Raw genomic sequence first — 11,758 nt, 5'->3', positions numbered from 1 at the left:
TCAAGGGGTTTGGGGAGTTTTATAAAGGGGAAAAGGGAGTGAGTTTAATTCCTGGAGTCGGGGGTGGGAGACTCTCCGAGGAGTGAGGGGAGGGGGAAGGGGGAAAAGTCCGATGGGTAAATGATTCAATTGCACCGATCTCGCTCTATAATAATCAAAATTGAACCGGGAATCTGCTATGGCTTTAATTGATGACGTCAAACAAATTTGCGATCGCCTCGCCCCGCATGGATGGCGAGAATTGCTGCTGCAGCATGGGTTGGATATCGCGGCGGAGAACTTGGAACGAGAGCTGAGCAAACCGCTTCGCAATATCAACCGCCGGATAAAAGGATTTGAAGATTTTGCCTTTGAGGGGTTACGGGCGATCGAACCGGGATCCCCGGCGCGCAGTTTATTATTTCACGCTTTCGCTTCGCCGAATGTGGTGATGGGGGCGGATGGCAATGAATTGACCGAGTTTCCCACGTTGGCGGAACTGGATACGGTGGAAAATTACCTGTATGGGGTGCAAGCGCCGTCGATTGTGGAGTTGCGAGTGCGGGCAAAATACGCTCCGCTGGCGATCGCGGTATTTGCTTCGGAGTATCGCCCCGCCGCCGAAACGCCGCACCGCAAGCATGCGGATGTGTGCTTTTCGCGCACGGGAGTCGCCCGGGTGGGCACGGCGGAACCGCTATACAATGCCAAAAATCGCGGATTTTTACCCTTTGTGGATGACAACCAGAAAGCCTTTCGGGTGATTCCGGCACGCTATAGTGCGTATATTGCGGTAATTCGCCGGGGAAATCAGTTCGGATATCGTCCGATGCGTTTTCGGGAAGGGGACGATCGCCGATTGTTCTGGTTTCCGTTGCACAAGCTATTTGACGGAACCGAATGCATCCGCGATCGCGATTTAAGCGTTACCCTGGAAGCGAACCACATCAACGAAAAATTACGCCGCATTCATCTAGAACTGCAGCGCAATGGGTTCGATACCGGATGGGGAGAACCGGATATCAGCAATTCGCCGTTTGTGTTTAGCGAGGGGATTGCGCAATGGGCGGAAAATCCGGAGTATGGCACCGGCGTGCTGGTTCCGATCGCCCATCCGCGACTGGTGGAACCGGCGGAATATCAAGGGAACCCGCTCACGTTTAAAGTGCCAGAAAATTATGGGATGACCCTTTCTTCCAGTTTGTTGATTCCGGCGGATAACGAGGCGCGTCACGCGCCGGAATACGTTCACGCCCGCCATCAAATTTTAGCCAATGGCGATCGCCAAGACTTGAACGAGCGCCCGGATGTGGTGCAGCAGGTTGCCAATGGCGGATACAATGCGCTACACTATCTCGATTTTACCGCAGATGGAGCGATCGAAGCCTTATGTCCGGAATTGGCGGTGGAGTTGCCCCGGCGGGTGCCGGCATATTCCCTAGTGAGTGCGCCGGATTATTTCCCTACCTGCGATCAGCGCCAGTTGATGGATTGGTGGGAGCAGTCGGTGCCGGAAACCCTGCAGGAGAGCATTTGGCGGGTGCCGCCAGAAACCCTCTCGGATGAGCGAATGCCGCCGAATTTGGCCTTGCAGAATGTGGATTTTCGCGCCAATGACGTCACCGTAACGGCGATCGTCTCCTTGCCGACGGAGGGCTTTGTGCGACAGATGCAGCTCGACCGCTCCGGGAGCAGTCGCCAGTCTCACTTGACCGATGCGGCTGCCGGGATCTACGCTCCGGGCTGGGATGTGAGCTTCGATCGCACCCCGGATGGCGTAGACTATCTCGCCGCCTACGGTCTCGGTAGCCCCTTCCCAGAAGATTCCAAACTCTGTGCCGCACTCAGTACCTTCTGGCCGGCGGTTTCTCCCGATGCGGCGCGCACCTTTGAACCGGCTCCCTCTTGGCCCACGGTTAGCCCCCTCACCGATGCGGAAATCGGCCAAGTGGGGAATTTACCCTGGGATGGGGTGGTCGGACCGCAGTTAGTGTGCGAAAACGGCACCTCGTTTGTCGAGTATTCGGCGATCGATTACGTAGATTACGTGAAAAATGCTTTGAACAGCGAGTTTACCGTGGCGCTCACCGGTCAGGTGGATGTGCGCGAGTACGAGTCGCGGGTGCTGATGATGGCCTATGTATATCGGGCGTTGGGAATTAAAGATGAAGCGTATTTTCGTCCGGGAATGTCTCTGGAAGAACAAGGAGAGGCGTTTGGTCGCATTATTTCCGACAAAGCTCAATGGAGCGTGCTTTCGTTTCGCGAGGCGAGTCGCACTGAGGAGGAGCTGCAAACCGCTCAATCGACCACCGGGATTCGCTTAACCGGTCAAATTTATCGCTTTGAAGTCTATCGACATGGATCGGTGTCTACCCCTGCCGATGATTTCCGCAAGCGTCGCGTGGAAGTGCTAGAACGGGTCACGCTGTTTGTCAACGGACTCCGGGTGCTGCTCCAGCGCGGCGATGGCTCTTGGCAGGTGGAAAGAGTATAATTAGCAATGAAGCAACCCCGTGGGGCGTTCGGTCGCTTCCCGGGGCGAACTATACATAAATTCGGCTCCTGCAAGCTGAATTTATGTATCTTTTTCTGGGAGTTCCACGGCAGCGCGAGGTGAAGTATATGCAAGAATCGGATTGTATCGTTATCGGCAGCGGTCCGGCAGGTGCGGCAGCGGCGATTGTCTTGGCGCAACAAGGGTTGCAGCCGACGATCGCAGAAGCGGAATGCTTTCCCCGCCATCGTCCCGGGGAAACGTTGCACCCGGGAATCGAACCGTTGCTGCAACAGTTAGGGGTGGGCGATCGCCTGTTATCTGCGGATTTTATCCGTCATACGGGCAACTGGATACAATGGGAGGGCGATCGCCGTTTCGAGGCATTTGGTGCGGATGAATCTGGGGAGTGGCGCGGGTTTCAGGCATGGCGGGCGGATTTCGATAGCTTGTTGCGCGATCGCTGTGTAGAATTAGGGGTAGAAATTCGCCAACCCTGTCGCGCATTGCAGCCCATCGTTCGCCAGAATCGCGTTATCGGTATCGAAACCAATCAAGGGGCGATTTACGGGCGATTTGCGATCGATGCCACCGGGCATAAACATTGGCTGGCAAAACAATTAAAGTTACCCATCAATCGGTATTCTCCCCGCCTAATTGCCTACTATGGTTATGCCCAAGGAAACTGTCCCAGTCGCGAATCAAATCCGGCGATCGTTGGCGATCGTAAAGGATGGACCTGGACCGCAAAAGTCCGCCCCAATCTTTACCAATGGACTCGCCTCTGTTTCACCCCAGAAAAAATAGAAAAAGATTGGCTGCCCCCCGAATTTCACTCCCTCCAACCCTGGGGCAAATTTTCAGCCGCCGATGTCACCTGGCGGCGAGTTTATCCCCCCGCCGGACCGGGTTATTTTATCGTCGGTGACGCCGCCACCGTACTCGACCCCGCATCCTCTCATGGGGTGCTAAAAGCCATCATGTCCGGAATGATGGCCGCCCATTCTATCTCCCAAATCTTGCATCGCGGACGGTTTGAGGGTATCGTCATTCAAGGGTACTCTCAATGGGTGGAAAACTGGTTTAAAAACGATGTAGAAAAATTAAGAAACCTTTACGCCTTGCTTCCCATTGCCCCCGATTGGGTATGATAGATAACGCAGGGAAAAACAGACCCCTGACGAGCACAAGGCACTCCCTTGTGCTTCCCTCAACATGCACTTTATCCGTTCAGCATTTAGCCCGATGAACATCACCAACCACTTTATCGACGTTGAAACAAAAGCGGGAATCAGCATTCACAATCTGACTCCCCAGATTAAAAACTTACTAGCCGCAAACCCGATAAAAAATGGTTACGTTTTGGTGTTTGCTAGACATACCACCACGGCTTTATTTGTGAACGAGTATGAAGAACGATTGCTCGAAGATATTAAAGTCTATCTGGAAAAATTGGCTCCTCCAGATGGCAAATATCTGCATAACGACCTGCATCTGCGAGTGGTTCCTCCCGACGAACCGATTAACGGTCACTCCCACCTGATGGCAATCACCCTTAACAATAGCGAATACATTCCCATTGTCGAGGAAAATTTAGCCCTCGGCACTTGGCAATCGGTGATGTTAATCGAGTTGGATGGACCGCGCAAACGCAACGTTTTGATTCAAATCTGTGGGGAATGAGGTCAATTTCCATGCATATTATCTCGATTGACCTTGGGAGCAAACCTACACAGAGGTTTCCCTGCATGTCAGGCAAATTTACTCCATACCGTCATTGACAATCTTTCATCCGGAATCCTTCACAGTTGAAGAGGAGACTATAATCCAAGGACTGCACACTCAAGAGGTTTAACATGGATTTCCCTTTTCACCGAAACAGACAAAGCGATCGCCCATTGAAGCGGTTTCCTTTAACCCGACAGTGGGGATTCTCCCTGACATTGGTTCTCGGAATGACCCTTGGCTGCACTAACCCTTCCCTATCTACCCAAACCCAAGCAATTTCCGCGATTTCAGTCCACTTCAATTCCTCTAATGTAGCGGCAAATTCATCTCAATTTTCTCCCACAAGGAAGTTATCCCCATCGATGAGTTTGCCATTCTCAAACGCACCTAAAGGTGATGTAGAGATAACCGAAGTCGAAATGATGAGGAGAGAGGCGTTGGAAACGGCGATCGTCAACGAAAATCTCACCCCTCTAACTCGCTATTGTCGCATGGGAGAGTGCATTGAAAGTTACTACACGTTTACAAACCTTCAGCAAGAATCCCAGGGAGAAAAACTCTACGAAACTGAAGTTTTAGTCTACCGCTATGGAATGGGCGAACCCACAGGCGAATGGATATTTAAGTCTGCGCCAACGCGAGTCTTATGTTCCACCTATCGCCCTATGGTGGTCGATTTTGATGGGGATGAGTACCTTTTAACTCACCTCAGCCCTGGTAATCTACCCCCCGGTTTTCAAACGGATTATGATGCGCTCTATTGGGACATATGTCATGGATTATCGGTGAGCGAATTCCAACAAAATCAATCCAGAAGCGAACTTGCTAGGGAGTTGGGGTACGACTTAAACCGAGAACCCTCCCAAACTCGCCAAAACTTTATCGAACTGATTGAGCGGTAATTCAGTTTCATCAGAAGATTGAGGAGGTTCTCGTTAAATTGTAACGATGAGCTTCCTTGGAATTGTTCTTAAGTCTTTGGGGGCGATCGACTATTTTTAAATGTCCCTGCATATCCAAGGGGCTTTAATAGTATATCTGGAGGAATAAATGTTAAAAATTAGTCCGCGTCGGTGGACTATAGCGCTGTCGCGGGCTGGCTGACGCTAGCGATCGCCAAGGCGTGATTTCAATCGCCCGCTTCTTTCCTCGATCCATCTTCTTAACCTTGAAAATACATTGTATGATTTTGCCATACCGGCAATGCCTCGATCCTCCCTTTCCTGGTCGATATGGCGAAACTTTACGAACGATTTGTCGCCGAATGGTTAAAACTACATCTACCCTCGGACTATTCTCTCACCGCACAGGAACGCATCGATATTGGCCGGGACAAAAATATATCTTTTAATGTCGATATCGTATTATATCACAAACCGACCGGAATGGCAACCTATGTTTTAGATACCAAATACAAACGGAAAATCAACACCAATGACATGCAGCAGGCGATCGCCTATGCAGTTTCCAAACATTGCCAACAGGCTATTTTAGTTGATCCCGAACCCTTGTCTCATTCCATCGATGAAGCGATCGGCAATATTCGCATTCGCAGCCTCACTTTTTCCCTCAATAGCAACCTGGAAGAAGCGGGTCAAGCGTTTTTAACGACCTTAATTATGTGAGCGGTAAGGATACAAATGATTGCGATCGCCTTTTTGCGGAGGTGGAGCCTCAGTATTGTCGTTCCCAGACGGGAGGCTGGGAACGAGGGAAGGTAGGCCATTTTTTAGGAGGCAAATTACCATTTTACCCGCAATTGCAACTACAATTTTGAGACAGATTGACGCGGAAAATTATTGCAGTTAAACCATCATGCGAAAAGCGATCCAAATTTTCTTTCAATCATTCCCGATCGCCATCCTCATCGTCATTGTAGCGATGGTCATTCCTACCCCTGCACAACAGCAACCCAGCCTCAACGAAATTTACCAAATTTTGCACGAGAAAACCTTCGTTGACCTCACCCACGCCTTTGAGCCAGGAATACCGCATTGGAAAGGATTTCCCAACGAAGAACGGGAAACCATCTATTGGTATGACCCGGGAGTCGGAACCGTGGGCACCGGCTTTTTTGCCCACCGCTATTCCCCGGTAGGACAGTGGGGCACCCATGTGGATCCCCCGGCGCATTTTATTCGAGGTTTACGCACCCTCGATGAAATTGACTTGAAAGAAATGATAATGCCGTTGGTGGCGATCGACGTTCACGAAAAAGTTGCTAACAATCCAGATTATACGATTTCGATGGCAGATGTAGAAGCCTGGGAAGCCAAACATGGAAAAATTCCAGAAGGGGCGGAAAGTGGTGATGCGAACGGATTGGTCGAAACGGTGGCCCGATCCGGCAGCAATGGCGAATAAAGATGCCAATGGCATTTCCCATTATCCCGGCTGGAGTCAGGAGGTGCTGAGCTATCTTTATGAAGAGCGAAAGATTACCGCCAGCGGTCACGAAACCACGGATACGGATCCCGGAATTGCAACCAGCCAAGATGATTATTCCTTGGAAACTTGTCTCCTCGAGCGCGATCGCTATCAAATCGAATTGCTGGCGAATTTGGATCGGGTGCCGCAAGCCGACGCGATCGCCGTGGTCACTTTTCCCAAACCCAAAGGTGGTTCCGGTTTTCCGGCGAGAGTCTTTGCCATTTTGCCGTGAGCAAACCGTTTGCCAGTCGCTCGGTTCGATTCGATTTAAAATGCATAAAACTGACGCATCATTGCAAATCCGGCTGGCAAACACTTTTTTTTCACGAACCACCCTGCAGTAGGCGAGACTCGATCGGGCAATCTTTCCACCCATTGGGTTGGGGGGTGACGCCCGAACCCCTCGCCTCGGACTTCTCAACCGAAGGGGTTGTAGCGCTTCGGTGTAGTAGGGGTGAAGAGGAAGGTTAGCCAATTTGGTTTGCCAAGAGTATCTCGGAACATTAGTTCGCCTCAGCGGACGATTGCTTGTCTAGGGGTGAGTTTTAATTGCCAGATCTTTATCGAGTGCATCCGCGATGAACGAAAAAACCGAATCGATTATCGGCTGTATCCTGGGAACTGCGGTGGGGGACGCTTTGGGACTCCCCGGGGAAGGGTTATCGAAACGACGGCTACAGCGAATTTATCCGCATCTGAACCAGTACGATTTTTTCTTTGGGAAAGGCATGGTTTCCGATGACACGGAACACACCTGCATGGTGGCACAATCCCTGTTGGTTGCGGGGGGGAATGTCCGGCGATTCACCGGGGCGCTGGCTTGGCGGTTGCGATGGTGGCTGCTTCCTTTGCCTGCCGGTGTGGGGTTGGGGACTTTACGGGCGATTGTGAAGCTGTGGTTGGGATTTCCCAAACCGGGGGTGTTCTCCGCCGGGAATGGTCCGGCGATGAGAAGTGCCATTATTGGCGTTTGTTACGGCGAGGATTTGCCGAAACTGAGGGAATTCGTGAGGGCATCCACAAGACTCACCCATACGGATCCGAAAGCCGAATATGGGGCAATGGCGGTGGCGATCGCCGCCCATCTTGCTACCCATCAATCCCCGATTTCGGCAGCGGACTACTATCAAACCTTGGAAGGGATTTTGCCCCCGCAAGCGCGGGAATTCCTGCAACTCATCCGCCAAGCGTGCCACAGCGTTACCCAGGGTGGCGACACGGAGCGCTTTGCCTCACAGTTGGGACTGAGCAAGGGGGTGAGTGGCTACGTTTACCATACGGTGCCGGTGGCGATCCATGCTTGGTTAACCCACCAGCAGGATTATCGCGGTGGGACGATCGCGATGGTTCGCTGTGGCGGCGACACGGACACCACCGCGGCGATCGTGGGTGGCATTATCGGCGCGGGTACCGGGATGCGCGGGATTCCCCCCGAGTGGCTGGACAATCTGTGGGAATGGCCCAGAAGCGTTTCCTGGATGAAAGCCCTGGGTGCAAAATTAGCCATAGCTTGCGATCGCGCTGTCCCAGAATCTGCCCATCCCTTGGCATGGTATGGAATCATTTTGCGGAATCTTTTTTTCTTAGTCGTCGTCCTCCTGCACGGATTGCGCCGCTTATTGCCACCCTACTGAGCAAAAAAAAGCCCAGGGCGATCGCGAGAAGCTTGGGTCCGGAGCCCCCTCGGCAGTTTCAATTATCAATTCTTAACATGCAATAACCCTAGCAAAAAATAGCCCGCTTTCGCGGGCTGTTTCTGTTTTTAGCTCCATCCTGATTCAGATGTGGGCTTTTTTGAAGGAATTAATCGGGACAGTTCAAACTTGCGCCGTTGCCATTTTGGCTTCGCTAGATGTCAGCATTTCATATTTTTCCCGCATCTTCAGACCCGTGAGGACTTGGAACAGACCGGTGCCATTGTTGGAACCCGGATAGTCGCGGTGCTGGAGCAACAGTTCGGTCATTTCACCGTAAAACTTCGTACTGGTGTTGCTGAGGTGACTTTCGATGTAGATCATCTCCTCTAGATTCTCGAACTGACCGTCTACTTCCAGGATAGAGACCTCATGCCCTTCAAAGGCATCCGGTCCGTAGTACATTTTGATGCCCGGGTAGGGGCAAGTCAATTTGCGTCCGCAGGGGGTCCAATGAATCGTCGATCCCTCGTCAAACAGATAAACCGGCTCCATGCCTTGCACGTCATAGCGCTGGATCATCTGAACGCGCAGAACCTTGCGTTCTTTGTCTTCTCGAATCAGTTCGGTGGGTAACACCCGCAGGACCACATCAGCATGAGCTTTTTGCGGTTCGATGTAGGCGCTAAAATCTGGGCGACGGGCGTTGATAGCGGCGAGAACGTCTTCGTAACGGTGGCCCCGTTCTGACATATCTCGTTGGATTTTCCAGGCAATCTTGACCTCATCACTGATATCCAGGTAGACGCTGTAATCTACCAAGGAGCGTACCCGTTCGTCGTACAGTGGATGAAGCCCTTCAATCACGATAATGTGATTCGGCTCGATGCGCTCTGGTGGATCGATCTCGCCGGTTTCGTGGTTGTAGATGGGCTTGTCAATCGCCTGACCGTTTTTGAGCGCCTTGATTTGTTCGTACATCAAATCGAAGTTATTGGCTCTGGGATCGAGGGCTGTGACGCCCTGTTGTTTGCGCTGTTTGCGGTCTAAACTGTGGTAGTCATCCAAACAGATGACCGTCATCAGTTCTTCTCCGAACAAGTCTTTCAGACGGCGCAGGAATGTTGATTTGCCGCATCCAGAGTCTCCGGCAACACCAATTAAAACCACGTTTTCCGGCTTACTGGTCATAGATTCCCTCTATCGATATTGCTCTGTGTACCTATGCTACGGTTAATTGCGTTTTAAAAAACAATAAAATTTATTCTATATTGACATACGGATGGTTAATTTACTCATTTGCCACAACAATTTGCCCCAGATTCTCGCCTCCTTCACCTAGAACCCGTGGGGTCAACCCCTTAGTTGGCGTTAGTTTGGCAGTTTAAAGTCCAATGGGGTTCTAACTGGAACACTGGCGCATCCCTGGCTCCACCCGTGAGGAGAATTTCCGATTTATCTGAAAAGCAAATGGATCCAACGCCTGGGCGATCGTCCACTGGGGCACTCCTGACGGAGGCGACGGAGATAGAGAGGGGATTGTTTGGGGTCAAAAATCCCGATGCCAGCCCGAGCCATTGGCGTTGAAAGCCAAGGGGTTCGGGGGAACAGTCCCGCCGTGGGAGGAACGAACAGTGGGTATGTGACAATTCTACACTGAAACGGGATCGCTTGTGACAGAAAGGCAATTGTTTTTTTTCTGGAGGTTGAGAGGATCCAGAAGCGAGGGGGCAAGGCTTGTGGATCCCGGGCAGCGATCGCCGGTCTGGTCAGAATTGCGGCCCGTTGACCTGGAAGGTTTGCCCCGCCAGGGAAAATTTATCCAAGCAAACAACTTCCCGAGAGAGACAATTCCACGGGCAGAGAAAAAGGTCAAATCCCCAAAACCCACGGATCCCACGCGATCGCCAATCCTTGCTTTCCTATGTCCACACCGCAAGATTTCCCGGTCCCAATTCTCGAGACCAACGTCAGCACGGGGACATCGGGCTGTAATCTAGAGAATAGAGTTTCAAGATTCCGTTCTAACTCCAAGAACGGATCCTTATTGTCGGGCAACTGACAACGAGTCCCTGTTCTCGGGTTTCTCATATCCGAAAACCCGTCTGCAAGACTACGGAGAACCCACTCGTCTGCGTTGCCCGAGGAGTCGTAAATTTCATTCGGAGTCTTTACCTTTATGTACAATCCCAGCACAGTAGGAGTTACAGCCAATACAGAATTTGGTAACCGCTTTTTTGTATATGAAGTGGTGGGTCTGCGTCAAACTGAGGAACAGGATCCGACCAATAGCCAAATTCGTCGCAGTGGAAGCACCTTTATCACTGTGCCTTACAACCGCATGAATCAAGAAATGCGACGCATCTCTCGCATGGGCGGACAAATTGTCAGCATCCGTCCCCTAGAAGATGCGTTGGCTAACGGTCAGATGTCATCCAAGTCTAACGGACAACAGGCCCCCAGTCCTGCCGAAAAAAGCAAGCCGATGACTGAAACCAAGCCGAAAAAGGCCAAGGCCAAAAAACAAGACATTCCCGTTAATATCTACAAGCCAAAAAAACCCTATATTGGTAAATGTTTGAGTAACGAACCTCTGGTTCGCGAAGGTGGCAGTGGCCGAGTTCAGCACTTGATCTTCGACCTTTCTGAGGGAGATCTGCGCTATCTGGAAGGGCAAAGTATCGGCATCATCCCTCCTGGAAAAGACGAAAAGGGCAAGCCGCATAAACTGCGCCTCTACTCGATCGCTTCTACCCGTCACGGAGACCATCAAGATGATAAAACCGTCTCCCTGTGCGTCCGCGAACTGGTCTACCAGCATCCGGAAACCAACGAAACGATCTACGGGGTTTGCTCCTCTTACCTGTGCAACCTCGAAGCGGGTGCCGATGTCACCATCACCGGGCCGGTGGGTAAGGAAATGTTGCTCCCTGATGATGAAGATGCCACCATCATTATGATGGCAACCGGTACGGGAATTGCTCCCTTCCGCGCTTACTTATGGCGGATGTTTAAAGAACAACATGAAGACTACAAGTTCAAAGGCTTGGCTTGGTTGTTCTTCGGCATCCCCTACACCGCCAACATCCTCTATCAAGAAGAGTTGGAACAATTACAAAAAGAATTCCCGGATAACTTCCGCTTGACCTATGCCATCAGCCGCGAACAGAAAAACGCTCAAGGCGGCAAGATGTACATCCAAGACCGCATCGCAGAAAATGCCGAAGAACTGTGGCAACTGATTCAAAAACCAAATACCCACACCTACATCTGCGGTTTGAAGGGCATGGAAGGCGGCATCGATGAAGGGATGTCTGCGGTCACCTCCAAGCAAGGAATTGATTGGGCTGACTACCAAAAACAAATGAAGAAAGAACATCGCTGGCACGTAGAAACCTACTAAGTTAAGTGCAATTTTCTTAATGTTGGTTTAAGTGCTGCGTGAGGGGAAGGTCTCCATTGACCTTCCCCTCTCTATTTGTTTGAATTA

At 51.3% G+C, this 11,758-nt stretch carries 10 protein-coding genes; 9 read left to right on the top strand and 1 reads right to left on the bottom strand.

What is annotated here, in order from left to right; all coding sequences use genetic code 11:
- The first annotated feature begins 178 nt into the window (after window positions 1-178).
- From LKK83_RS18450 to LKK83_RS18415, 8 genes are all read left to right on the top strand, one after another.
- Complete coding sequence (locus tag LKK83_RS18450; RefSeq protein ID WP_324632739.1) at window positions 179-2,476, top strand: hypothetical protein; 2,298 nt, start codon at window positions 179-181, stop codon at window positions 2,474-2,476.
- 128 nt (window positions 2,477-2,604) lie between these two features.
- Window positions 2,605-3,627 carry an NAD(P)/FAD-dependent oxidoreductase gene (locus tag LKK83_RS18445; RefSeq protein WP_324632738.1) on the top strand — a complete coding sequence of 341 codons (1,023 nt, stop codon included), beginning with the start codon at window positions 2,605-2,607 and terminating at the stop codon, window positions 3,625-3,627.
- 94 nt (window positions 3,628-3,721) lie between these two features.
- Window positions 3,722-4,159, top strand: coding sequence for a secondary thiamine-phosphate synthase enzyme YjbQ (locus LKK83_RS18440; protein ID WP_324632737.1), 438 nt, complete (start codon window positions 3,722-3,724; stop codon window positions 4,157-4,159).
- A 464-nt stretch (window positions 4,160-4,623) separates the two neighbouring features.
- Window positions 4,624-5,106: a hypothetical protein gene (locus LKK83_RS18435; RefSeq protein WP_324632736.1), complete on the top strand. Its 483-nt coding sequence runs from the start codon at window positions 4,624-4,626 to the stop codon at window positions 5,104-5,106.
- 309 nt (window positions 5,107-5,415) lie between these two features.
- Complete coding sequence (locus LKK83_RS18430) at window positions 5,416-5,829, top strand: 5-methylcytosine restriction system specificity protein McrC (protein ID WP_324632740.1); 414 nt, start codon at window positions 5,416-5,418, stop codon at window positions 5,827-5,829.
- Between the two features lie 190 nt (window positions 5,830-6,019).
- Window positions 6,020-6,568: a cyclase family protein gene (locus tag LKK83_RS18425; RefSeq protein WP_324632735.1), complete on the top strand. Its 549-nt coding sequence runs from the start codon at window positions 6,020-6,022 to the stop codon at window positions 6,566-6,568.
- On the top strand, window positions 6,558-6,866 hold the full coding sequence (locus LKK83_RS18420; RefSeq protein ID WP_442957333.1) for a hypothetical protein: 309 nt from the start codon (window positions 6,558-6,560) through the stop codon (window positions 6,864-6,866). Before LKK83_RS18425 ends, LKK83_RS18420 begins: the two co-directional genes overlap by 11 nt.
- A 346-nt stretch (window positions 6,867-7,212) precedes the next feature.
- On the top strand, window positions 7,213-8,268 hold the full coding sequence (locus tag LKK83_RS18415; protein ID WP_324632733.1) for an ADP-ribosylglycohydrolase family protein: 1,056 nt from the start codon (window positions 7,213-7,215) through the stop codon (window positions 8,266-8,268).
- A gap of 183 nt (window positions 8,269-8,451) precedes the next feature.
- On the opposite strand, the gene LKK83_RS18410 is transcribed toward LKK83_RS18415, so the two are convergent.
- Window positions 8,452-9,459 carry a phosphoribulokinase gene (locus tag LKK83_RS18410; RefSeq protein ID WP_324632732.1) on the bottom strand — a complete coding sequence of 336 codons (1,008 nt, stop codon included), beginning with the start codon at window positions 9,457-9,459 and terminating at the stop codon, window positions 8,452-8,454.
- A 988-nt stretch (window positions 9,460-10,447) separates the two neighbouring features.
- On the opposite strand from LKK83_RS18410, the gene petH reads away from it, so the two are divergent.
- On the top strand, window positions 10,448-11,671 hold the full coding sequence (gene petH, locus LKK83_RS18405) for a ferredoxin--NADP reductase (RefSeq protein WP_324632731.1): 1,224 nt from the start codon (window positions 10,448-10,450) through the stop codon (window positions 11,669-11,671).
- The last annotated feature ends 87 nt before the right edge of the window (window positions 11,672-11,758 follow it).

The sequence above is a fragment of the Phormidium sp. CCY1219 genome (assembly GCF_035615515.1).
Taxonomy (GTDB): domain Bacteria; phylum Cyanobacteriota; class Cyanobacteriia; order Cyanobacteriales; family Laspinemataceae; genus CCY1219.
The sequence above is the reverse complement of the archived record's forward strand: the minus strand, read 5'-3'. Positions and strand labels throughout refer to the sequence as shown.